The organism is Acinetobacter sp. YH18001 (genome assembly GCF_013416975.1).
Classification (GTDB): domain Bacteria; phylum Pseudomonadota; class Gammaproteobacteria; order Pseudomonadales; family Moraxellaceae; genus Acinetobacter; species Acinetobacter pseudolwoffii.
Genome location: NZ_VPEU01000005.1, coordinates 68,522 through 93,130, shown reverse-complemented (window position 1 = coordinate 93,130; position 24,609 = coordinate 68,522). Strand labels below are relative to the sequence as shown.

The following is a 24,609-nucleotide window of genomic DNA, read 5'->3' as shown; positions in this document are numbered from 1 at the left end:
AACCTCGTCTTATCATCTATTATAATTAAATCAAAGCAATATCCATGCCATTGAACCTATATTGCAACTACCATTAATCTAATAAATGCGCCCTGAACTCAATGCCATTTCTTACCAAGTTGTTTTTAGTTTGTAGGACAATTGTTGCGCAGAAAGACTTGCGAAAAAATGAGAGTTTTTTTATTGTGTTAGTCTAAGCCTAAATCCCATCCTCTTTATCGCCAGCAAAATAAATTATGTCAGCACAAGAAAAAGAAACCTCGAATAGCCTGTATCGCCAATGGCAAATCTTGTCGCGTCTTTCTACCGGCAAATGGATGGGAACACGTGAATTACAGGAAATCTTGAATCGCGAAGGAATTGATATCAGCCTGCGTACCATTCAGCGTGACCTGAACCAGATTGCGCAGCGCTTTCCAATCGAAAGCAGCAAGACCACACCACAAGGCTGGCGTTGGCGCTCAGATGCACCGTTGCAAAGCTTGCCGCATATGACCAGCTCACAGGCGGTCACCTTTATGATGGTCGAAGAACATTTAAAACATTTGCTGCCACCGAGCCTGATCGAAGAAATGAATCCCTGGTTTGATCTGGCACGCCGCAGTCTGTCCTCGCAAAACAATGTCCGCCAATGGATTAATCGGGTACGGATTGTGCCAGCCACCCAACCGCTCATTCCACCTTTCGTGGATAAGACTGCACAGCAGGCGGTATATGAAGGCTTGTTGCAGGACAAACAGCTGGAATGTGTCTATCAGGGCCGCGGTCACAACAGCGAAGAAAAGACTTATATCCTCAATCCACTGGCTTTGGTGCAAAAAGGCTCCATCATTTATCTGGTCTGTACCCGTCATGACAAATCTGATATTCAGACCTTTGCCCTGCACCGTTTTAAATCGGCAGTAGTTCTCAATTCACGTGCCCTGCATCCGGTGAATTTTGATATTGATGACTATATCGATTCTGGTGCATTGGGCTTCCGGGTGGATTTCAATCACCCTACTGAAAATGTCATGCTAAAACTGAGCATGTCGGAATCGGATGCACATTATTTTGAGGAAAGTCAGCTCAGTAAAGATCAGAAGATTGAAAAACTGGACAATGGTATGTCGCTGATTAGTGCAACGGTTCCTTTTACTTCACAACTGGTGTGGTGGCTGCGCAGCTTTGGTAAAAAGATTAAACATATTGAACCCAGTATGGTGTCCAATGCAGTTAGCCAGATGGATGAGGAAAACCCTTAACCAAATGGATTTCATTCAGCTTTAATAATTCCAGAATAAAAAAATCCCCAGATTGGGGATTGGAGAATTATGCTTGTATTTTTATGATTGTTCTGGTGGTCTACCGCTGTACCAACCTGCTTTTCTCTAATACCCCGAAATGCAGATTGGATGAAACCTCAATATTTAAACAGAACTGAGACATGAGCAAGCCAGTTCGGCATTATTAAAGCGAATGGATTTTTTTGTCATGGTTTATAACTCCTGTATGGGTGATAAATCGACTATAAAAGCATTCACTCTGCCTGTGAAATAAATAGAATATATGTGCTTTGCATATTTTTTCTATAGGAATTTTTCCGCAAAATTTATCTGCAATTGCTACTGATTGATTGCCTGTCTGGGTATGATTTTTGGCAAGTTTATAAAATTGAATAACAATTCTATGCTTGCATAAGATACCTGGCTCTGCACATCATAAAGCCCTATAGAAGTAGAAATAGGGACTTAATTTTACAATGGCTAACCCTGCTCAATTAGTACGGCACAAGCTGCTCAATACTTTCTTTTCTCGCCATTCAGTCTGGTTTGCCTGCATTCTGATTGCAGTGATTTTTACCACATTCCATATCGGTTATTCGCCGCGTTATATCTATTATTTTATGCCGCAAACTTTGGTGAATACCCTGTGGATTCTGAGTATACTCCTGAGCCTGTTGGGTTTGTATGATGTACTGCAAAACAAGCATTCTATTCTGAAAAACTACCCCATCATGGGACATTTCCGCTTTATCTTCGAAGAATTTCGTCCGGAGATTCGTCAATATTTTATTGAAGCCGACCGCGATGCACTGCCCTTTTCCCGTATGCAACGTAGTCTGGTGTACCAGCGGGCGAAAAATGAAAATTCAGATAAACCTTTCGGTTCAATTCTCAATGTCTATGAAGACAATTATAGATTTGTCAGTCACTCTTTGACGCCATGTAAGGTGGCCGATCCACAAACTTTCCGTATCCTGATCGGCAATGAGCAATGTACACAGCCCTTCTCTGCTTCCATTTTAAATATTTCAGCCATGAGCTTTGGCAGTATGAGTGCCAATGCAATCCGTGCGCTGAATCTCGGCGCTCAAAAAGGTGATTTTTTCCATGATACCGGTGAAGGCAGTATCAGCCCCTATCATCTTGAATATGGGGGCGATCTGGTCTGGGAAATTGGCAGTGGTTATTTTGGCTGCCGTACCTTAGATGGACAGTTTGATCCGGAACGCTTTGCGGCACAAGCCAAATTACCGCAAGTAAAAATGATTGAAATCAAGTTATCACAAGGGGCTAAACCCGGACATGGCGGTATTTTACCTAAAAGCAAGATCTCGGAAGAAATTGCCCAAATCCGGGGCATCAGCCGTGAACATGATTGCGTATCACCCTCTAGTCATCCCGCCTTTAGCACCCCGATTGAAATGATGAATTTCATCCAACGATTACGTGAACTTTCCAACGGAAAACCGGTCGGATTCAAGCTATGTCTGGGGCAGCCCTGGCAGTTTATGAGTATGGTCAAAGCCATGCTGCACACCCAGATTTATCCCGATTTCATCGTCGTCGATGGCTCTGAAGGTGGAACGGGCGCTGCACCCATTGAATTAATCGACTTTGTCGGTGCACCCCTAAGAGAAGGTTTACTATTTGTGCATAATACCCTTGTTGGTGCAGGTTTAAGAGATAAAATCAAAATTGGTGCAAGTGGTAAAATTATTAGTGCATTTGATATTGCCAGCACGCTCGCGATTGGGGCAGATTGGGTAAATTCGGCACGTGGCTTCATGTTTGCCGTCGGCTGTATTCAGGCTCAAAGCTGCCATACCAACCAGTGTCCTGTCGGTGTCACCACACAGGATAAAGATCGTCAAAAGGCCTTACATGTGCCCACCAAAGCAGAGCGCGTGTTTCATTATCATAAAAACACCTTACACGCCTTGTCTGAACTGATTGCTTCTGCAGGCCTGAAACACCCTTCGGCGATTAAGGCACATCATCTGGCGCAACGTGTGAATAATCACGAAATAAAGAACTTTGCGCAGATTCATTTTTGGTTGAAAGAGGGAGAATTATTATCCTGTGAAAATAAGGATGAGGAGAACTTCTACTTCCGGATGTGGAACCTGGCTAAACTGGATAAATTTTAACTCAATACAGTTAAATTAGAAAAGGCGTTTAATCAAACGCCTTTTTTCACATTGAATTGTAGATCAATAATAGGTTTTACTGCCCTGTGCATGTAGAAAGGCAGGAATCAAGCCGGTCAATGCAGCACGAATATCCGCGCGTTCATTGATCAGTTGATGCGAACCTTCTTCCAGCATCAGTAAGGTCTGGAGACGGAATTTACGTCGGATAAATTCGATATTATAGCGCCAGTCTACGGTCTGATCCTGTGCACCCTGTGCCAGCCAGACCGGAATACGACAGGCCGGACGCGCTTCCATTTCCAGCATCCAGCGCGACATCGCCAGAATCCAGTCCATACCCATCATCCGCGGCTGTAACGGATCTTTAAGCCGGATAAAACGCAGAAACTCCGGATTATGGTTATTGCGTCTGAAATGCCGGGGAACTTCACGCTTGATCCGGCTAATAATGCCCAGCCCGACCGAGTTATGCCACCAGGCTGTTTTCGCAGGACGAATCAGCGGCGATAACAGCAAAACCCGTTCTACAAAAGGATTTTCGCGGCGCTGTGCAAATTCGAGTAAGTGATGCATCCAGATTGCACCACCGGTACTCTGTCCAATGCCGACCCAAGGTTTGGGCAATTGCGCGGCATGTTGTACATAGCGATGTACGGCATGCAAAACCTGCTGATAATGATCAAAATTCTGAATGCTGGCAGGTGAACCATCACTCAGACCATGTCCGGGCAGGTCATAGGTCAATACACTAAAACCTTGCTCCAGCAGCTCTTTGACAATCGGCTGATAAATCCCGCTATGTTCCAGATAACCATGCAGCAAGAAAGCAGTGCCCTGAATCTTGTCAAAGCGGGTATTTTCCAGGTTTGGTTCAAATACCTGTACATGTAATTTAAACAATGGCATCTGTACGTAGCCTTGCCAGTGTTTGCAGTCCAATAAATCAAAGCCATACAGCTTGCGATAGGATTGCAGATCAATTGGCGGCTCATCACTACGATTCAGGTTTAACGGCGGCAAGAGTTGTGGCGTTATATCCCGGCTTGGGATGGGTAAATCAAGTTGCTTCAGGATCGTGGGATTTAAAAATGGGATATCAGACATTATGGCACCTCCCGACAGTCACTAGATCCAAACCACATATCGCGCATGGTCGCCAACATTTCATAATTGGCACGACGACTATGATCATAATTTTGCGCACTTGGACGCCATCGTGTCAAAGGCTTCGGCATCGGTGCCTCTACCGGAATGGTTTGTATGCCATTTAAAGCAAATAAACGGCGGGTCCGTGGCATATGATAACGATCCGTAATCAGAATCACAGTCGGTGCTCCACCTTTCTTTTGTAATAATAATGAACTGAAACGGGTATTTTCACAGGTATTCATGCTGCGATCTTCCAGCAATTTGGCATCAACATCGTGGTTTTTCAACCAGCGCTGCATATACGGCGCTTCTACACCACTCAGCACAATCGGTAACTGATAATGTTTTTCTACCGCCAGCGTGGTTTCCAGACGTAAACGCGTATAGTGATTGACCACAATCTCTTCACCCTTTTCATCTAGCGTTAAACCGCCACCCAACACCACAATGGCATAAGGCTGGGAGCTATTCGCCGGTTTCACTTGTTGCTGATCTTGTAGTAAAGCCAGGTCCTGCTGAATTTCCTCTTCAGCGGTTTCTTGTACCGAGCTGGCCTCTTCTTGTTCTATAGGATGCGTACTCAGGAACTCAATATATTGTTCAATACGTTCTTTGTTTTCATTGCTGTCCCATTCCAGCAACTTCCGAACATTTGCAGTCGGATCAACCGGCTCTGTCGGTGCTTGTGAATATAATAATGGGACTTGAGCAGGCGGACTTTGCTCTGCCTTTTGACTTTGCTGCTCACGCTGATGTTCTTCAATGACCTGTTGCAGCGCTTTATAACGTGCCTGAATCAGAATCAGGTTGGCAGAATTGTTTTGTTGGATATCCTTTTCCATGACCTTTAAATATGCCTGACGGGCAATCCATAAATCGGAGCCAGGTTCCAGATTTTCATGCTCGCTCAATGCTGCCATTTTCTGGCTTTGCGCTGCTACTTCATTAAGTTCTAAAGATACAAACTGGTTTAAGCCCTTGACGATCATTTGCGAGTAAAAAGGGGTATAAACCAACACCAGTAGACAGCCGAATAGTACAAACAGTCCAGTGACCACTTGTAGCAAACGTACCATCCAATGGGTTTTATTCATATCATTTTTCATCCTGATGAGAACGGATCAATCCATTTTGGTCAAACAATACAGGTTCTGGTTCCAGCAGCAGCTTGAATTTTTCCCAGACCGACTGCTGTACTGCACGATAAGTTTTACGCACATCGGTAAGAGAGGCCTGACCATAATTCACCAAGACCAGCGCCTGTTTATGAAACATGCCGACAGACCCCAACTGTTTGCCCTTCCAGCCAGCCTGATCAATCAGCCAGCCTGCCGCCAGTTTAACTTGAGTATTGGCTTGCTGGTAATGGGGTAAATTCGGGAAAGATGCCGCAATCTGGTCAAAGACCGGCTGATCTACCAGCGGATTTTTAAAAAAACTCCCCACATTGGGAAATTCTTGCGGATCAGGTAATTTGCTTTGACGGATCTGAATTACTTGCTGTTGCAGGTTTTCTGCTGTAAGCGTATCACCGACGGCTGTCTTTAAGTCACCGTAATTCAGTTTCAAATCTGGCTGTTTCAGTAATTTAAAAGTCACATGGGTAATCACATAACGGTTTGGATCATCTTTAAAAATACTATGTCGATAGGCAAACTGGCAATCTGCTGCGCTAATCGAGCCAAACTGTTTGAGCTGCCGGTCATAGACTGCAACCGAATCGATAAACTCGCCAACTTCGACGCCATAGGCGCCAATATTCTGTACCGGCGATGCACCAACACGCCCAGGAATCAGGGCCAGATTTTGTAAACCATACAGACCTTGTGCTGTAGTCCAGAGCACGAAGTCATGCCAGCCTTGTCCGCCACCCACACGTAAACATTGCGACTGATCATCGCCATCCAGCATCTCAATGCCCTGAATATCGATATGCAAAACCAGTGCGTGAATCTGTTCAGGCAACAACATATTGCTGCCACCTGACAGAATCAGCACATTTAACTGTTGCTGTTCAGCAAAATCCAGAGCCGCCAGCAGATCATCGGTCGATTGAATATGGGCATAGTGTGAAGCAACGGCTTCTAAATTTAGGGTATTAAAGGGTTTAAGTTGAACCTGAGTTTGAATCTGCATTGCTTAAACCTTGTGTACATTCTGTTTGAAAATTTCAACCCATGCCTGACTGCTGGACTCACACTGATCGAGCACCCGTTCAAAACCATCCGCTTCGCCATAATAAGGATCGGGCAAGGCCTGTTGTGGATAATCCTGATCATGCTCACTCATCAATGCAACGCGTGCACGTAAATGACCGAACTCAGTTTCGGCCAGACGCTGTATATTCTGGATATTAGATAGGTTTTCCAGATCCATTGCCAGAATCAGATCATAATCAATAAAATCATGCGTGGTCAGCTGACGTGCGCGAAGCGTTGACAGATCATAGCCACGTTTCAGTGCATGCTGCTGGCTACGCAGGTCTGGGGCCTTGCCCGGATGATAATTACTAGTTCCAGCAGAATCGACCACAATATTCAGTTGCTGTTCATCACAATAATGTCTGAGTACCACCTCTGCCGTGGGAGAGCGGCAAATATTTCCCAAACAAACACATAACACCTTGTATGGCGTTCTGGATGACATAAACAACCTCAGAGCTACTTTATTTTAAGGATTCTTATGTTAAGTTATTTATATACTGATTCCTATCTCACAACCATAGAATAATCTCGTATTTGCAATAAAAAAATCAAGGATATCGCCATGAATCGTTTTCAGTTTCAAACCGTCCCCAATATCATTGCCGGACTAGGCACGATTCAGGAATTATTTAAAATTCTAAAAAATGGCCGTTATCAACGTCTTCTACTGGTGACTGACCCGGGTATGCTGAAGCAGCAATTACATCTGCCGATTCTGGATATTATTGAATCTGCCGGTCTGGATTATGTGATTTACTCAGATGTTCAGGCTGACCCGCCCGATAACGTAGTGCTTGAAGCAGCCGCTTTTGCAAAGCAGGAAAAGATTGATGTCGTGCTAGGCTTTGGTGGTGGCAGCTCGATGGATGTGGCCAAGCTGATTGCGATTTTGGCGCATCCTGAGCAGCATCAGACGCTTTCCGATCTGTATGGCGTCGATAATGCCACCGGGCCACGTTTAGCTTTAATTCTGGTTCCCACCACAGCCGGAACGGGCTCCGAAGTCACACCAATTTCGATTGTTACTACAGGTGAAACCACCAAAAGTGGCATTGTCGCGCCTATTCTCTATGCCGATATTGCTATTCTGGATGCGACTTTCACTCGGAATTTGCCGGCACAGATTACTGCAGCCACCGGAATCGATGCCATGGTACATGCCATCGAAGCCTATACCTCAAAACACAAGAAAAACCCTTATTCGGATATGCTGGCCAAACAGGCTTTAAGATTATTGAATGCCAATTTGCAACGCGTGCTGCAAGATGGTTATGATCTAGACGCCCGTCAAAATATGCTGGTCGGTTCCATGCTGGCCGGACAAGCCTTTGCCAACGCACCGGTTGCCGCCGTGCATGCGCTGGCTTATCCACTCGGTGGGCATTTTCATCTGTCACATGGACATAGCAATGCTTTGGTGCTGACCGAAGTCTTAAAATTTAATGCACCTGTAGCCAAACAGCTCTATGCCGAATTGATGACCTGGTTAGATCCCCATAGTAAAGGTTGTCATGATGGACTGACCGATCTGTTTATTGATCATTTTAATAATCATCTGATACAGAGCGGCTTAACCTTAAAATTAAAGCAGTTGAATGTACCAGAACAGATGTTGATGGTTATGGCAGAAGATGCCATGCAACAAAGCCGGCTGTTGCAGAACAATCCACGCGAACTCAAGCTGGATGACGCTTACCAGATTTACCAGGCGATTTATGCCTAAATCTATTTCCACACTAAGCCTTGTCTAGCTGAGAGCGAATCCTGATGAAAGCCACGATCAAACAACGCGAACACTATGCCTTTTTCTTGCCCATTCAGACCCGCTGGGCAGACAATGACCTGTATGGCCACGTCAACAATGTGACTTATTACAGTTATTTTGACACCGCAGCCAATGCCCTGCTGATTCAGGAAGCGGCCTTTGATCCGAAATACTCTCCGATGATTGGGCTGGTGGTCAGCTCCAACTGCCAGTTTAATCAGGAACTGTCTTATCCGGAAATTATTGAAGTGGGCGTGGCCATTGAAAGCATGGGAAATTCATCACTGAGCTACGATCTGGCCATTTTTAAACGCAATTCGGATACAGCTGCAGCTCAGGGTAATTTTGTTCATGTATTTGTCGATCGTGAGACACGAAAAAGCACCCCGATTTCAGCCGAAATGCGGGATGCCTTATCTCGATTTGTTGTGCCTTAAAATCCAGTCTATTTCAGCTGAATATTTTGCAATTCACCATCGAACTGCTGCAACAGGTCACGTACCGCAGGTTCAGCCTGTAACAGCTCTTCAGCGCGTTTAAAGGCACGAGCCTTCCGCTGATGCTGCATGGTATAGGGTGTTAGCTGGTCCACACTTTCAAATTTCACCTGGAAATGAGTTTGCGGCCACTGCTGTTGTAAAGCAGCTTCCAGAGTATGTTGCAGTTGTGTCAAAAGTTGCTGGTATTGCTCAGGGATATGAAAAACGGATTGGCCATTAATCTGTCCGCTCATGACACCATACTGTGCCAGTTCCTGCACTGCTGGAGAAAGCTGGCTGTTACGGAACCAGTATTCCCATTTTTCGACGCTCCACTCACCCTCTAACATTTGCTCAGGGATTTTTAAAATATCCTGTGGCATCAGATTCTGCGTATTTAAATCTTGGGAAATGTCATCCGGTAGCGCAGTCTGAATCGGAGCGACTTCTTCAATCACAGGCTGAGCAATCGTTTCCTGTGAAAGTTCCAATTCCGGTGAGGCAAGACTAAATTCCTCATCAGCAGATATTTCTTGTGCTGCTTCGACATGAGTAACAGCATCTACAGGAATAAACTCTTCAAGCAGGAAATCATCCGAGCTGCTGCTTGTCGCCGGTGCTTCTACGCTACTCTCGATTTCATCAAAACCAAACAGGCCTTTGTCGTCATTTGGATCAAAAACGATCTGATCACTAGACTGTACTTCCTCAATCGCTGTCTGAATTACTCCCTGTTGAACAGGCTCAGGTGCATGATCATTAGTGGACTTTTCTTCATGGAGAAAATCACCTGAAGATGGTTCAGGCATTGATGGCGTATAAGCTTCCTCATCCGTCTCATCGTCCAGAGAGAAATCATCGAAGGTCGGTTCCGCTTCAAATGTTTTTGCTGTGACTGTTTCAGACTGCAATTGTGTCTGAATGGGCTGTTGTAGACGTGTAGGAGAAGCTGCTATTGGTTGAGTTGCGGCTTCATGAACGACTGGAACCTCGCTTGGCTGTAAGGGTCGGAATGCCAATAAGCGTAGCACCGTCATCTCAAAACCTTGTTCCTGAGTCACCGCCAACTGTAAATCAGCGCGTCCTTTACATGCGACTTGATAATACAGTTGCAAATCCTGCGCCGAAATCAAACCGGATAATTGCATAATCTTTTGATTGATTTCAGCACTATATTTCAGACTTAAATCTGGCAGATATTGTAATAAAGCCAGTTCATGCAAAGTCGAAATTAACTGATCTAAAACCAGTGACACATCCAAAGCCTGCTGACGGAATTGCAGCAACAACTGACTGACCTGTGCTTTCTGGTTCTGGTGAATCGCCAGAATCAGATCATAAATAATGGTCCGGTCAATCAAGCCCAGCATGTCTTTGACATCCTGATGCTGAATCGCACCCTGACCATAGGCAATCGCCTGATCGGTCAGAGACAAGGCATCACGCAAAGAACCTTGAGCAGATTCGGCAATTTGCCAGATGGCATCCTGATCCGACTGAATACTTTCTTGGCCTAAAATCTGGGCCAGATGCTCGGTAATTTCATCAACAGCCAATGGGCGCAAAGTAAACTGCAAACAGCGTGAAATTACTGTAATTGGCAGCTTTTGTGGGTCGGTCGTAGCAAACAGGAACTTGACGTGCGCAGGTGGCTCTTCCAGAGTCTTTAATAAAGCATTGAAAGAATGCGTGGACAGCATGTGCACTTCATCAATCAGGTAAACTTTAAAACGACCTTGAGTCGGTGCATAAGGCACATTGTCGAGCAGCTCGCGAGTATCTTCAACCTTGGTGCGTGAGGCCGCATCGATTTCGATCAAATCGATAAAGCGTCCTTCGTTGACGGCGCTACAAGTCGCACAGACTTCACACGGTGTCGAGGTGATACCGGTCTCACAGTTCAAGCACTTCGCCAAAATACGTGCAATCGTGGTTTTTCCGACACCACGCGTTCCTGTAAACAAATAGGCATGGTGCAAACGGCCACGTTCGAGCGCGCTGGTTAAAGCACGTGAAACATGGTTTTGCCCCACCAATTCATTAAAATTACGAGGACGGTATTTTCGCGCAAGTACTTGATACATGTATGCTCCTTTTTACAGGTCTAAGCATACTGTTTTTTTAGTAAATAGTGAAATGAATGCCGGTTTATAAACAATAAAAATCCCTTGATCAAAATCATTGAAAAAGGGATATAAAACATATATTTTCTTAAAATCAGACCGATTCAAACAGGATAAAGTCACTTTGCATCTGGTAGCGTTTGCCTGTTTGATCTTCACGAATTTCCAGAACCTGCTTTTTCAGATCCACATAAACCAGATTGCGGGTATCGACATTCAGCAGTTCAATCTTTTGTTGCGTATCATCCTGAAAACGAATCGGCCCAGTAATGGTTTCAATCGGGTTATGCCCACTCAAGCTTTCACGTGATAACGTAAAAGTCCGATCATCATGCAAGCTCAAAGCAACAGCCATACCCGGACAATCGTCACAACTTGAAAAACATCCCATACAGGGTGTGGTGCCCTGATAATTCCCGACCCAGGCAGGAATCTGAGCTTTAGCCTCAATAGCAGTATTTGCCGTCGATTGGTTTTGATCCTGGCAGCCAAACAAGGCACTGCTTGCGACCAGAGGAATCATCAGCACTTTTTTCATCACTTCATACCACAGACTGGGAGTCACGCCAAAATAACATATTTTAAGGACTTTACTAAACTCCCCAATCAGGGATATTTAGCGCCAACCTTTACGTCCAGTCAGGACGGCATCAGCACAGCGTAAGGTTTCCTGTGTCAAACCCCACAGACGATAATCTCCGGTCAATGAACCTGTCGGGAAATTATGGGTATAGGCAAAACTTAAATTGCGCTCAGGGTCACACCAGGCTCCCGAACCATTAAAGCCCATATGACCAAAACCTTGCGAAGCTTTACCTAAAGTAAGCACCCGATGATAACCCAATCGCCAGTGCATCGGCAAAGGCATGACTCGATCGCGTTTTTTGCATTGAATCTGACTGAGACGCTGAAAAACTTCAGGCGAGATCAATTGCTGTCCTTGCCATTCGCCGCGATTGGCCAGCATGGCATAAATTTTTGCCAGACTCTCTGCGGTAAATACTCCATTGGCGGATGGAATGATTGCTTGCAGGCCTTGCTCACTAAAGAAACTGAAATTCCTCATTCCTTTGGGAATCATCGCATCCTGAAAATCCTGTGGATCTTGTCCACTCCAAATCAAAGCCCGCTCCATCAGATTCGGTTTTCTTGATCCTGTTTTTTTCGCAGGCTGCGATTGAGACTTGGCTGCTTTAGCTTTAAAAATCGGCAGTGCTACCCGAGCTAATTCATTGGTCGGCACACTGAAATAAGCACCATTCAACATCAAAGGCTGAACCAGATATGCCTGCATCAGTTCAGTTAAAGTTTTAGCTGTCGCTTTTTCTAATGCACCACCGACCTGCCAGCCAAAGGTCAGCGGTTGATAGGCCGCATCTGTTGCAACTTGAAAACGTGGTTCAGCCGCGGCAATTCGGTCTAGCATCTGCGGCCAGTCGGACATTTCAGTGGCGTCGGCAATGATATTACGGATATCAAACAATCCGCTTTGATGACTCAGCATATGCGCCAGAGTAATATTTTCTTTACCGTTTTGCGCAAATTCAGGCCAATATTCTGCAACAGGCTGGTCATAATCAACCAGGCCCTGACTGGCCAGAATATGTGCCAGTGTCGCCAGCACACCTTTGCCCGTCGAATAACACAGCGACATGGTATCGGTTTGCCAAGCCTCAGATTCCGATTTTTTCCCGGTATAAATATCGACGACTTTTTGTCCCTGAAAATAGACAACAAGTGCCGCACCACCCTGCTCTGTGCGAGCATGCTGTAGGCGACTAAACTGACGGGCAAGGTCACGGAAATTTTCATTTACCGTTCCTTGGTAATGGGCTGTATCCGCAAATAAATAATCTTTGAGTGGCTGCATCATTCTATCCATAGAATATTGATTTCTTAAAAACAAAAAAGCCTAAATCAGGTTCAGGCTTTTATCGTACTTTAAATTGCGGTCACAGTTCCTGTGACATGCGGCTTCTGATTTTTGCTATTACGAATCAGGATTTCCGTATCATTAGCTGCTTTCGCGGTTAAGAATTGCACTTTGGAAGGCAGATATAAGGGCAGTTTAAACCAGACATCTGCTTCATAGGCATCGGGCAATGCCAGGCTGGACAAAGCTTTAGCCTTGGTCCACATACCATGCGCAATCGCCTGTTTAAATCCGAATGCCTTAGCCATTAGGGCATGAATATGAATCAGGTTAAAGTCGCCGGATGTCATGGCATAACGGCGACCCGTATTTTCTAGAATTTCCCATTCAGCATTCAGCTCATAATCGGGTGTCTTGTTTTCGACGATTTTGGCTGCAGCTTTGCCTTTACTCTTTTGACGGGACAGATAAGTGGTCAAGGCTTCCACCACCACTTCATCACCGACTTTTACTGTGGTGATGAAATCAAACTGTACACCTTTATCATGCGGCTGCAATTCACCAAACTTGCAAGACAATGTGAGAGATTCATTGACTCCGATTTTACGATACTGTTTGACCTGATTGCGGATATGCACCAGACCGAGAACCGGAAAAGGAAAAGCTTCAGCCGTCATCATATGCATTTGCAGGCTTTGTGAAAGAACTGTTAGATAAATGGCTGGAATATAGCCATTATTTTTAAAACCACAAACTTCATTATAGGCTTTCAGATGCTTTTGATCGACCTTGAATGAATCCACCACATATTCAACTTGCGGTAGAACTTTTTCAGCTTTTGGCTTTTTTAAAATCAAGCCCTGAATCACTTTTGGATAGGCTAAATAAGGTTTTGGAAGTTGACTAAAATGGCGAGTATTCATACTGAACCTTTGGAATATTTATCTTTATGACGTCCTTCTTTTTAAAAGAAGGAAGAATATCTTTTTAAATAAATCCCTCCCAACCTCCCTTTAACAAAGGGAGGAGTAGTCCCCTCTTTTGCAAAGAGGGATTTAGGGGGATTCTAAATTAAGCCCCTAACAGGCTCTGACCACACACACGCACCACATTGCCATTCAAACCTGAAGAGGCAGTCGAGGCAAACATCGCAATCGCTTCTGCCACATCAACAGGATGACCACCCTGACTCATGGAATTCATACGGCGTCCAGCTTCACGGATGGCAAATGGAATTGCTGCTGTCATTTGCGTTTCAATAAAACCCGGTGCCACAGCATTAATGGTTATACCATTTTTTAATGTCGGTGCTGTGAATTTCACCACACCAATCACACCTGCTTTAGAGGCTGCATAGTTGGTTTGACCCAGATTACCTGCAATACCTGAAATAGAAGATACACAGATAATACGGCCATTTGCATTTAGACCATCGTTGCAGAGCAAGTAATCATTGACGCGTTCAATTGCTGACAGGTTGATGTTAATGACCAGATCCCAAAGCTCAGGCTTCATATTGGCCAAAGTCTTGTCGCGGGTAATCCCGGCATTATGCACGATAATATCCAGACCACCCTGCGCCGCTGCCGCCTGTTTGATTTTCTCACCCGCATCGGCTGCAGTAATGTCAATCGCTAGTGTAGAGCCGCCAATTTCACCAGCGACACGATCCAGATCCGCCTGCTGTTGTGGGACATCCAGACAAATCACATGTGCGCCATCACGTGCCAGCACATGAGCAATCGCCTCACCAATACCACGGCTTGCTCCAGTTACTACTGCCGTTTTTCCTGCCAGTGGCTTACTCCAGTCCAAGTCTACTTGTGCTGCTGCCGATACACGAATAACCTGACCAGACACATAGGCAGAGCGTGGAGAAATTGCAAAACGTAGCACAGACTCAAGATTGGCTTCGGCACCTGCATCGACATAAATCAGGTTGGCTGCAATACCCTTTTTAAGTTCTTTGCCCACAGATTTGACAAAACCTTCGAGCGCACGTTGTGCAATGGCCTGACTCACAGATTTTGCAGATTCAGGTGTTGTGCCGATCACGACCACACGACCAGAACTTTGAATCTGACGCGCAATCGGATTAAAGAATTCATAAAGTGATTTCAACTGCTCTGAATTTTCAATACCAGAAGCATCAAAAATAACCACTTTAAACCTGGATTCTTTATCGCCAGTATTAAATGCATTCAGGTTCAGACCCGATTTCGCCGCTGCCTGTTGCAGTTCAGCATTATTACCTGCATAGCTATTGGCATGAATATTGGCCAGTACCTGGGCAATAGAACCGGTCAATACACTCGCAGGTGCAGCACCGAATAACACAGCGCCTTTTACCACTGGCGTTGCAGACTCGAAACGGTCTAGGGAAATTGGGGATGGCAAGCCCAGATTTTTAATGACAAATTTACCAATAGGAGATTTTGCGAAAGTTTGGTACTGATCAGTCATGTTTATTATCTCTCATACAAATTAATTTTTGATCGATCTAAAGTTATCCTTTAACTTCAATATAATGCCAGATACTTATATTGCAATAGATCTACCAGATTCTACCCAATCATACTTGAGATATCTGGCAGATGACTTGACCTGAGCGCAGTCTGCAATGTCATTGTAGTCAATACAGCATATACTCATCTATGCTAATGTAAGCCACAAGAAGACGATCAATTTGCTTGGAAAAGCCTTATGAGCAAAACAACTCAAGAAAATCCAGCAGTCGAGAATTCCGCATCTCCAGCTGTGTCAAAATCATCAACGCGTGCTAAGCGTAGCACTAAAAACACGGATACAGCCGCTGCTGCAGCTAAAAGTCCGGCTAAAACTCCGCGTACCCGTCGTACAGCGAGCAGTAGCAGTCAGACGACATCAACTCAAACAGATTCAGTTTCAAAAACACAGCCTTCTGTTCAACAGGATAATAATATGAGCCAAAACACAGTTCGCCGCGTTGCTATTCTTGGTGGCAACCGTATTCCATTTGCACGTTCGAATGGTGCCTATTTTACTGCCTCTAACTCGGACATGCTGACCGCAGCATTAAATGGTCTGGTAGAGCGCTTTAATCTGCAAGGTCAACGTGTCGGTGAAGTGGTTGCAGGTGCTGTCCTGAAGCATAGCCGTGACTTTAACCTGACTCGTGAATGTGTTCTGGATACGGCACTGGCACCAGAAACCCCAGCTTATGATATCCAGCAGGCGTGTGGTACGGGTTTACAAGCTGCATTTTTAGTGGCAAACAAAATTGCACTGGGCCAAATTGAAGTAGGAATTGCCGGTGGTGTAGATACCACCTCTGATGCGCCCATTGCATTTGGTGACGGTTTACGTAAAGCGCTGCTTGAATTGAACATTGCCAAAACTGCCAAAGACCGTTTAAAAGCCTTGACCAAAATTAATATCAAAGAATTGATGGACGCACCTAAAAATGGTGAGCCACGTACTGGCTTGTCTATGGGTGATCATCAGGCGATTACCACACTAGAATGGGGTATTTCCCGTGAAGCGCAAGATGAACTTGCTGCATCTTCACACCAGAAAATGGCAGCAGCTTATGAAGAAGGTTTCTTTGATGATCTGATCACGCCATTCCTGGGTTTAGAGCGTGACAATAACCTGCGTGCTGATTCTTCAGTCGAGAAACTGGCGAAGCTTAAACCTGCGTTTGGTAAGGGCGATGCGCGTACCATGACTGCGGGTAACTCTACCCCACTGACAGATGGTGCTTCTTGCGTTCTGCTAGCGTCTGAAGAATGGGCAAAAGCCAATGGTCATGAAGTTTTGGCTTATCTGACTTTTCAGGAAACTGCAGCAGTTGATTTCGTCGAGAAGAAAGAAGGTTTATTGATGGCACCTGCTTATGCTGTTCCTCGCATGCTGGAACGTGCGGGCCTAAAACTTCAGGACTTCGACTATTATGAAATTCATGAAGCATTTGCTTCTCAAGTGCTGTCTACTTTAAAGGCATGGGAAGATCCAGCATTCTGTAAAGAGCGTTTAGGTCTGGATGCGCCACTCGGTTCAATTGACCGTGCAAAACTGAACGTGAAAGGCTCATCACTTGCAGCCGGTCATCCCTTTGCAGCAACTGGTGGTCGTATTATTGCGACGGCAGCCAAACTGATTGCTCAAAAAGGTTCAGGTCGTGTACTGGTATCGATCTGTGCTGCCGGTGGTCAGGGTGTTACAGCGATTATTGAAAAATAAGCTGCTACCTTGATTCAAAAAAGCTCCTCGATTGAGGAGCTTTTTTATACCTTTTACCTACTGTATTGGCATTGGATTATTTTTAAAGTATTCGTCAACTTTATTCCAAGGTGCTGTTGATGCTACACCCCTCACAATGTTTTGATTAACCCCCTGGCACAGCGCTGCATCGGGAGTGAGGTGGAATGTGTTAACATTTGGGTCCATATAAGGCAGTGAACCAGGACGGCGCTGGAAGTAGAAGTTCAACCAATCCACCATCGGTTCGAAGCCATGTGATGACATCGCCCATGCGCTATTATGCCCCCCCCAATGATGTCCGAATTCATGCGCAATAATACGAAAACCTGATAAACGATAGTGACCATAGAATAGCCAAGTATCGACACCCAGCACGGTACCGCCACCAAGACCACCCCCCATATTGGTAATACCAAGATTAATCTCGTTACGATTTAAAATCTCTTTGTAGATACGAACATAGTCTTCAGGCGTATAAATACCGTTTGGCCCATCGACTTGACCTGCATTACCAAAGAAATCATGGCCCATCACTGCTTTATGATTAAACCAGAGGTTTTCAAATTCAGGGGTACTGAGCATATATGCTAAGTTCGTCATCATGATGACCCATTCACGCGCATAGACAGGCGTTACTCGACACCATTTGCCTGGTTCGTCATATTTACCAAAATAGATTTTCCATTTTGCCTGAATTTTATTGAGCTTTTTCACATGCTCGTCTGTTTCAGAAGTCACATGTAAATCGAAAATATCACTTGGTATCAGCGTGGTCTGACTTAAACCTGCCAACTGAATTGAACCACTGCCATCTGCAAGCGGGAAGCGGGATTGATCATTCAATTTAATATTAAATTTTGCAGTGGAAAATGGCGTAAGCTCATCTAAATCTGCAAGTATAACCCAATCATCTGAATGACGAATTTTGGCGCGAATTTGTAAATTTCGAACAGGAACAGCGCTATAACTTTTAAGCGTTAAAGCGTTGCTACTCAGCTCTGCCGATAAAATCCGATTCATATACACATGACGTTCAGCACTATTGGTCAGCGTCTCCCAAGATTCACCATCTTGCAATACACGTGTTTGATTTTGTGCTTTAAATTCAGTCAACAATAATGCAGAACTCAGCTGTTTGGTCTTATTTTGCTGTAATGTGACCATTGGCAAGAGCTTAACCCTTTGATTAGACAAATGAATCAACTGTTGGCCATACACCGCAACATCACCTGCTCTTTCGATACGACTGTTTTCAGCTTGCCCTTTCAGGATATATTTTTTGAATTGGTCGATATTGTGCTTTGGCAGAATTGATTTTAAGCCAAATTCCTGAGTAGGATATGTTTCTATCGAACCATCATTCCTTGCGGTATACACAGTACCATCATCATGACGGTGTAAAAGGGTCGCAAGATTTGACTCTGTCAAAATAGGTGCAATGTGAGTGTCATTTTCACGAATTTGGTTAATGTCATGCACATAAGTTTTACCGTTTGGAAGGCTGGTATACAGATGATCTCCCATGACTTCCATACGTGCATTACAGTTACGACCACAATCTGGAAGACTAAGCCGAGCAAACTTTTTCGCTTTTAAATGGTTTTGTGCAATAGCATCGCTTTGACGCCAGACATTAATACGACCTTCGATATCGGGGACATAGATATAGCGGTCATCTGCGGTAACAGCATTACTGTGAACTAAAGCATGGTTCACTGTATCGCCCCACCAAACGCCAGTTCCTAGCGCCATCACAAAGCTCGGTTGAGGCTGTGAAATATCTAGAATATCGACACGGTTAGAACCATAACTGGCCACATATAAGCGTTCTGCATGGATTTCGATATCTGCAAGACTGTCCCATTTTTTTGCTAAGCCTTCAATTTTTAATGGGTCAATTGCACTCAGCGCACGTTTTTGTTTTAAATCATAACGTAAAATTTTTGATTCTGATTGGCTATTGGCGATATACAATACATCACCAGTTCGTACCAGGGCTGTAGGATTCCATGTACTTAAACCGAAATCTTGAGCAGTAAGTTCCGAACCCACATCCAAGACTTTAAATTCTGAAATTTTGGTAAATTGAGCATTATTTCCTGTTGATGGATTAGAGCCAACCGTACCTGACCCAGGCTTAGATGCATGGCTGTCATTCTCACCACCACCGCCGCCACAAGCAGTCATGAGTAAGGCAATGCTTAAACTCAACAAGCTATATTTTAACTTCATAATTCCCCTTAGATGCAAATGCATAAAAACTTCTGCTCTTATAAAGGGGTTTAAGATGAATACCAAGTCGAATAAGTGTGCTATGTGTCAAAGAAATACTGCTGTTTACTAAATTCCCCACATAAAGCACAAGTAACATTAGCTGTGCTTTATTTTTTTCTATGCTTTTCTTATTATATTTTTCGATGCTCAGGCTGATATCCAAGCATTTCTTCTATCGAATCATAACACCACTGAAAAATGAAGGTATATACCAGAATACACAGGGTCAGGCTAAAATCGAGCACAATCGCCTGCCATAGCCCCATGTTCATCGCATAGGCCACCATTGGAATGGTGGCGAGCATTAAACCACCTTCAAAGCCAATCGCATGTAAAATACGCACTCGAATCGTTCGTTTCAGTTGACGTTTCGCTTCAAATTTTTCGAAATAATGATTAAACAGCATATTCCAGATGACAGAGGTCACGGCCATCACAATTCCCAGTACACCTGTGACTTCTAGCGGCATATTAAAAATAAGACTCAAAGCTATCGCAATGATCACCAACAGGATGACTTCATAGCTAAGCGCATGCACAAGTCGTCTTTTGGAAATCAACATTTTCATTACTCGGTTTTTTATCAATAATCGCGCATATTATGTTCTTTAAACTGATTAATCGAGTTAGAATATTTCAATAAAATTGATAGATAAGATTGCATGAATATTAATCAGGAACAACTCACTGTATTTAAAACTGTGATGGAAACCGGTTCATTCTCTGCAGCTGCACGAAAATTGGGCAAAGTTCCCTCTGCCATTAGCATGTCAATTGCGAATTTAGAAATTGATCTGAATCTGCAACTGTTCCAGCGTATTGGGCGTGAACCTGTGCCAACGGAGCAGGCACAGACACTGTATGAAAGAACAGAACAGCTGTTAATCGAAATGAATCAGTGGAAACAGCATGCGCTTGCCCTAAGTTCAGGCCTGGAGTCTGAGCTGAATATCGTCATCGTTTCTGAATTACTGCATACGCGCTGGACTGATTATGTCGTTCTGGTGGAACAGCAATTTCCCGAGCTTCAGATTAATGTCTTTGGTGCACCTCAGGAAGATGCGCAACAGATGCTATTGGATGGTAGCGCACAACTGGCATTAATGTTTGAGCGGGAACAACTCGATGCACGTGAACAGTTTGTGGAATTAAAGCGTGAAGTCTTGATTCCTGTCGCAGCCAAGCAGCATGTACTGAGCCAATACGATCAGGTCAGCTTTGAACAGATTCTAAATAGCCGTCAAATTGTGGTGGCGAGCCGTGACCGTAATATTAAACCTGAATTATTATATTCCCGTCATTACTGGCGCACTGACAATCATCATTCTGCCTGTAGCATGATTCAACAGGGTTTGGGTTGGGGTGTTCTCCCGCAGGAAATGCTAAAAAAACAGCCGAATTTACAGCAAAATCTGCAAGTGCTGAATCTGCTCGATTTCACCCCAAAGTTTGAATATTTTATCGATCTGGTCTGGAGTCGGGAAAGCAACTTGGGCACAGCTGCTCATTTTTTGATTAATCATCTGCGAAATCAGCGTAAAAGTAGCGAATAATCACAGAAACACCACTTCAGTCTACTTGGTAAATACAGGGTTTATGATATAAAAGTATGCATAAGCAATAACCATAGAACTAGATCGTAATGACATTAACCGCATTAGACCAATTAAAAAACTTGACCACAATTGTGGCGGATAGCAGTGACTTGAGCGCAATTGAAAAATTTCGTCCTCTGGATGCAACCACCAATCCATCACTGATTACAGCAGCGGCCAGTCAAGTTGAGAACAAGGCCCTGATTGAAGCGGCCTATCAGCAGGCGCAGCAGGAAGGCTATGCGGATGATGCCCTAATTGAACGTACCATTGATATTTTGACCGTCAAATTCGGCGTTGAAATCTTGAAATTAATTGAAGGGCGTGTTTCGACTGAAGTCGATGCTTCCCTGTCTTTTGATACTGCTGCCACCATCGCAAAAGCCAAAGAGTTACTGGCACTATATGCGCAGTATGGGATTGACTCCGACCGCATCCTGATCAAGATTGCATCAACCTGGGAAGGCATTCAGGCCGCAAGAACCTTAGAAGAAGAAGGCATTCATACCAACCTGACCCTGTTATTTGGCCAGCATCAGGCCCATGCCTGCGCTGATGCCAAAGTTACTTTAATTTCACCTTTTGTTGGCCGGATTCTGGACTGGTACAAGAAGGCTGAAGGTGTGGATGCTTATCCAATCGAAAAAGATCCTGGCGTGTTATCGGTTAAAAGTATTTATGAGTTTTATAAAGCCCATGGCATTCAAACCGAAATTATGGGCGCCAGCTTCCGCAGTATCGATCAGGTCTTGGGCTTGAGCGGTTGTGACCTTCTTACCGTTGCACCAAATCTACTGGCAGAACTGAACCATGATCAACGTGAAGTTCAGCCGCAACTTTCAGCGACAGCTATTATTGTGCAGGGTGAACTGAGTCCGATCAGTCAGGCAGCATTTCTGGAACAGCTGAAGCAGGATCAAATGGCCAGTGAACTGTTACAAGGCGGTATTCAGGGTTTTATCAAAGCGCGTGAGCAACTGGCTGCGCTATTAGGCCAAACCTTTCTCAATCCCGTTGAAAGTTAAGCTAAAATCTTAGAAATTTTACCAGCCGATGTTGCTATAATGCCGCATCGGCTTTTTCTTGTGCGAATTCTTCGTGTTTGGTATTACAGATCTCAGTACCTTTATCATTGGCACCACCTTAATTGTGCTCTTGCCTGGCCCCAATTCCCTTTATGTCATGTCCATTGCCTCACGTTTTGGTATCAAGACAGGTTATTTAGGTGCTCTGGGAGTGTATACCGGTGACATGATTCTGATTGTATGTACTGCTTTGGGGGCTGCATCTTTATTGCATGCTTTTCCAATCCTGTTTATTACTTTGAAGATTATCGGCGCCATCTACCTGAGTTATCTGGGGATGAAGCTATTAAGTGCCGCCTATAAAACCATTCGTCCAACAGAAAAAGTGACCATTCCGCAGATGAATGCGGCTGATGCTAAAGCTTCGTCTATTCAGCCATTTCGTACTGCATTGACCATCAGTATTTTAAATCCAAAAGCGATTCTGTTTTACCTGTCATTTTTTGTGCAATTTGTCGATCCTCGCTATCCTTATCCGGCATTGACTTTCATTCTGTTGGCTTTGATCTTGCAATTGATTAGCATGACCTATCTGTCCATTCTGATTTTCTCAGGGGTAAAACTGGCCTCCTATTTCAACCAGCATTACAAACTGACAGCCAGTTGTGTGGCCATAGTCGGCATTTTATTCTGTGGTTTTGGGATGAAGCTAGCCAGCTCTACCTTATAAAAGCTTGAAACAGATATTGTCTAAATACGTGAAAAGCGTATGATTTAAACGCTTTTTAAAATTGTGTCATGGACGATGCCAAAACTATTACAAGATCTGTCTCTTACTGCGGTCATTGCCGGCCTGATTACCTGCCTGATTGGCATTAGTGTTTCTGCTGTACTGGTGATTGAAGCTGCACAAAGCTTAGGCGCCAATGCGGCACAAATCAGTTCCTGGTTATGGGCACTGGGAATCGGCATAGGTATCTCTGGTGTGTGGCTGTCCTGGAAATATCAGTATCCTGTTTCTACTGCCTGGTCAACGGCGGGACTAGCTTTGATCATTGCGTCTGCGGGTCATTACAGCCTCGGTGAAGCGATTGGTGCGTTTCTGATTTGTGGACTGTTGACTGCTGCGCTGGGATTCTTCGGAATTTTTGAGCGTATTTTTCATTTTATTCCACAAAGTTTAACCAGTGCCATGCTGGCTGGAGTATTGCTAAAATTTGGTATTTCAGTATTTGGTAGCCTGCAACAGTCCTGGAAATTTGTACTCAGTGTCCTGGCCATTTATCTGATCTCAAAAAAAATCAGCACACGCTATAGCATCGTGATTACCGTATTTACCGCAATTGCGCTCTGCCCTTTCTTTATCGATTTTACAATCCCGAGTTTAAACTGGAGTATGGCCCAGCCGGTCTGGATCCAACCTGAATTTAGTCTACAAGCTGTTCTAGGGCTGGCTTTACCACTGTTGGTGATCAATCTGGCTTCGCAATATCTACCCGGACTGGCAGTAATTAAAAGCTATGGCTATCCACCCAAGGTAAACGGTATTTTAGGCTGGACCGGTATAAGTCAGGCGATACTGGCACCTTTTGGCTGCTTTAGTGTCAATCTTGCTGCGATCAGTGCGGCAGTGAGTCTGGATACTCAAGCTCATCCCGACCCACAGAAACGCTATATTGCAGGCATGAGTTGTGGGCTGTTTTATATTTTGATGGGACTATTTGCAGCGACCTTGACCAGTGTCCTGATGGCATTTCCAGCAATCCTGATTACTATTCTGGCCGGAATTGCCTTATTCGGCACCATTGGGCATAACATCGCGCTGGCTTTTCAGCAAAGCCATGAACGTGAAGCGGCACTGATGACCTTTTTATTCAGCGCATCCAATATTCAGTTTTTCGGGATTGGTTCAGCCTTTTGGGGCCTATTACTGGGATTAATGGTTCATTTTCTATTTAAGCTCAAGCCTCAAGTCACTTAAAATTGATGACTGATCATTAGAATAAAATGACAAATAAGGGCAGCGATCATGTCTGCCTTTTATGAATGTCCTGCGGTCTGGGAAAAAGGTTGATGACGAGTACACCGGAAATAATCAGTGCAATGCCAATAAGTGCAGGCACATCGAGCGTCTGCTTGAAAAGTACATAACCCACAATTGCAGTCAGAACAATTCCCACACCGGCCCAGATGGCATAAGCGATTCCCAATGGAATGACTTTAATCACTTGCGACAATAAATAAAATGCAATACAGAATAAAACCACGACTGCCAAAGACGGCCATAATTTGCTAAAGCCTTCAGATTTTACTAAAAATGTAGAGCCTGTGACTTCGGCGACAATCGCCAGTGCCAGTAACAGGTAGGCCCACGATACAGGATTCATTTTTCCATCTCCAAAATTTCAGTGTTCATGCTTTGAATAACAAGCCAATTAAAATAGAAAATTAAACTTTAAATAATG

Annotated in this window: 21 protein-coding genes; 9 read left to right on the top strand and 12 right to left on the bottom strand. The window is 44.4% G+C overall.

All coding sequences use genetic code 11. The features are described 5' to 3' along the window. Positions 1–236 precede the first annotated feature (236 nt). Positions 237–1,244, top strand: coding sequence for a YafY family protein (locus FTV48_RS03345; protein WP_005097252.1), 1,008 nt, complete (start codon positions 237–239; stop codon positions 1,242–1,244). A 497-nt stretch (positions 1,245–1,741) separates the two neighbouring features. Beyond that, positions 1,742–3,412 carry an FMN-binding glutamate synthase family protein gene (locus tag FTV48_RS03340; RefSeq protein ID WP_005097253.1) on the top strand — a complete coding sequence of 557 codons (1,671 nt, stop codon included), beginning with the start codon at positions 1,742–1,744 and terminating at the stop codon, positions 3,410–3,412. A gap of 63 nt (positions 3,413–3,475) precedes the next feature. Here the strand turns inward: FTV48_RS03340 and FTV48_RS03335 are convergent, their stop codons facing one another. The 4 genes from FTV48_RS03335 to FTV48_RS03320 are packed head-to-tail and all read right to left on the bottom strand — an operon-like array spanning position 3,476 to position 7,210. Then, positions 3,476–4,519 carry an alpha/beta hydrolase gene (locus FTV48_RS03335; RefSeq protein ID WP_005097254.1) on the bottom strand — a complete coding sequence of 348 codons (1,044 nt, stop codon included), beginning with the start codon at positions 4,517–4,519 and terminating at the stop codon, positions 3,476–3,478. Then, a complete protein-coding gene (locus FTV48_RS03330; protein ID WP_179999400.1) occupies positions 4,519–5,658 on the bottom strand; it encodes a YdcF family protein in 1,140 nt (379 codons plus the stop codon). Before FTV48_RS03330 ends, FTV48_RS03335 begins: the two co-directional genes overlap by 1 nt. A 1-nt stretch (position 5,659) precedes the next feature. Next, complete coding sequence (gene murB / locus FTV48_RS03325; RefSeq protein ID WP_179999399.1) at positions 5,660–6,700, bottom strand: UDP-N-acetylmuramate dehydrogenase; 1,041 nt, start codon at positions 6,698–6,700, stop codon at positions 5,660–5,662. 3 nt (positions 6,701–6,703) lie between these two features. After that, positions 6,704–7,210 (bottom strand): low molecular weight protein-tyrosine-phosphatase, encoded by a 507-nt coding sequence (locus FTV48_RS03320; RefSeq protein WP_005170478.1) that lies wholly within the window; start codon positions 7,208–7,210, stop codon positions 6,704–6,706. A 120-nt stretch (positions 7,211–7,330) separates the two neighbouring features. On the opposite strand from FTV48_RS03320, the gene FTV48_RS03315 reads away from it, so the two are divergent. Further along, positions 7,331–8,491, top strand: coding sequence for an iron-containing alcohol dehydrogenase (locus FTV48_RS03315; RefSeq protein ID WP_179999397.1), 1,161 nt, complete (start codon positions 7,331–7,333; stop codon positions 8,489–8,491). 44 nt (positions 8,492–8,535) lie between these two features. Then, positions 8,536–8,970 carry a thioesterase family protein gene (locus FTV48_RS03310; RefSeq protein WP_005170474.1) on the top strand — a complete coding sequence of 145 codons (435 nt, stop codon included), beginning with the start codon at positions 8,536–8,538 and terminating at the stop codon, positions 8,968–8,970. A gap of 8 nt (positions 8,971–8,978) precedes the next feature. Here the strand turns inward: FTV48_RS03310 and dnaX are convergent, their stop codons facing one another. From dnaX to FTV48_RS03285, 5 genes are all read right to left on the bottom strand, one after another. Further along, positions 8,979–11,096, bottom strand: a complete 2,118-nt coding sequence (dnaX, locus tag FTV48_RS03305) for a DNA polymerase III subunit gamma/tau (RefSeq protein WP_159138320.1) — start codon at positions 11,094–11,096, stop codon at positions 8,979–8,981. A gap of 133 nt (positions 11,097–11,229) precedes the next feature. Next, a complete protein-coding gene (locus tag FTV48_RS03300; protein ID WP_034608473.1) occupies positions 11,230–11,673 on the bottom strand; it encodes a copper resistance protein NlpE N-terminal domain-containing protein in 444 nt (147 codons plus the stop codon). Positions 11,674–11,751: 78 nt separating this feature from the next. After that, complete coding sequence (locus FTV48_RS03295) at positions 11,752–13,005, bottom strand: serine hydrolase domain-containing protein (protein WP_373683525.1); 1,254 nt, start codon at positions 13,003–13,005, stop codon at positions 11,752–11,754. A 71-nt stretch (positions 13,006–13,076) separates the two neighbouring features. After that, on the bottom strand, positions 13,077–13,931 hold the full coding sequence (locus FTV48_RS03290) for a MaoC/PaaZ C-terminal domain-containing protein (RefSeq protein ID WP_100535292.1): 855 nt from the start codon (positions 13,929–13,931) through the stop codon (positions 13,077–13,079). A gap of 148 nt (positions 13,932–14,079) precedes the next feature. Beyond that, a complete protein-coding gene (locus tag FTV48_RS03285; RefSeq protein ID WP_179999393.1) occupies positions 14,080–15,471 on the bottom strand; it encodes a 3-oxoacyl-ACP reductase in 1,392 nt (463 codons plus the stop codon). A 240-nt stretch (positions 15,472–15,711) separates the two neighbouring features. Between FTV48_RS03285 and FTV48_RS03280 the strand changes: the two genes are divergently transcribed. Further along, positions 15,712–17,229 (top strand): acetyl-CoA C-acetyltransferase, encoded by a 1,518-nt coding sequence (locus FTV48_RS03280; protein WP_100355358.1) that lies wholly within the window; start codon positions 15,712–15,714, stop codon positions 17,227–17,229. A 57-nt stretch (positions 17,230–17,286) separates the two neighbouring features. Here the strand turns inward: FTV48_RS03280 and FTV48_RS03275 are convergent, their stop codons facing one another. After that, complete coding sequence (locus FTV48_RS03275; RefSeq protein ID WP_179999391.1) at positions 17,287–19,482, bottom strand: beta-propeller fold lactonase family protein; 2,196 nt, start codon at positions 19,480–19,482, stop codon at positions 17,287–17,289. Positions 19,483–19,655: 173 nt separating this feature from the next. Then, positions 19,656–20,087 carry a chlorhexidine efflux PACE transporter AceI gene (gene aceI, locus FTV48_RS03270; protein WP_005097273.1) on the bottom strand — a complete coding sequence of 144 codons (432 nt, stop codon included), beginning with the start codon at positions 20,085–20,087 and terminating at the stop codon, positions 19,656–19,658. Positions 20,088–20,186: 99 nt separating this feature from the next. On the opposite strand from aceI, the gene FTV48_RS03265 reads away from it, so the two are divergent. The 4 genes from FTV48_RS03265 (at position 20,187) to FTV48_RS03250 (ending at position 24,125) form a co-directional block, all read left to right on the top strand. Beyond that, complete coding sequence (locus FTV48_RS03265; protein ID WP_005097274.1) at positions 20,187–21,077, top strand: LysR family transcriptional regulator; 891 nt, start codon at positions 20,187–20,189, stop codon at positions 21,075–21,077. A gap of 89 nt (positions 21,078–21,166) precedes the next feature. Next, positions 21,167–22,144 (top strand): transaldolase, encoded by a 978-nt coding sequence (gene tal, locus FTV48_RS03260; protein ID WP_179999389.1) that lies wholly within the window; start codon positions 21,167–21,169, stop codon positions 22,142–22,144. A 73-nt stretch (positions 22,145–22,217) separates the two neighbouring features. Further along, a complete protein-coding gene (gene leuE / locus FTV48_RS03255) occupies positions 22,218–22,874 on the top strand; it encodes a leucine efflux protein LeuE (RefSeq protein ID WP_100535288.1) in 657 nt (218 codons plus the stop codon). A gap of 75 nt (positions 22,875–22,949) precedes the next feature. Next, positions 22,950–24,125, top strand: coding sequence for a benzoate/H(+) symporter BenE family transporter (locus FTV48_RS03250; RefSeq protein WP_179999387.1), 1,176 nt, complete (start codon positions 22,950–22,952; stop codon positions 24,123–24,125). 46 nt (positions 24,126–24,171) lie between these two features. Here the strand turns inward: FTV48_RS03250 and FTV48_RS03245 are convergent, their stop codons facing one another. Beyond that, a complete protein-coding gene (locus FTV48_RS03245) occupies positions 24,172–24,531 on the bottom strand; it encodes a multidrug efflux SMR transporter (RefSeq protein WP_100355361.1) in 360 nt (119 codons plus the stop codon). Between the last annotated feature and the right edge of the window lie 78 nt (positions 24,532–24,609).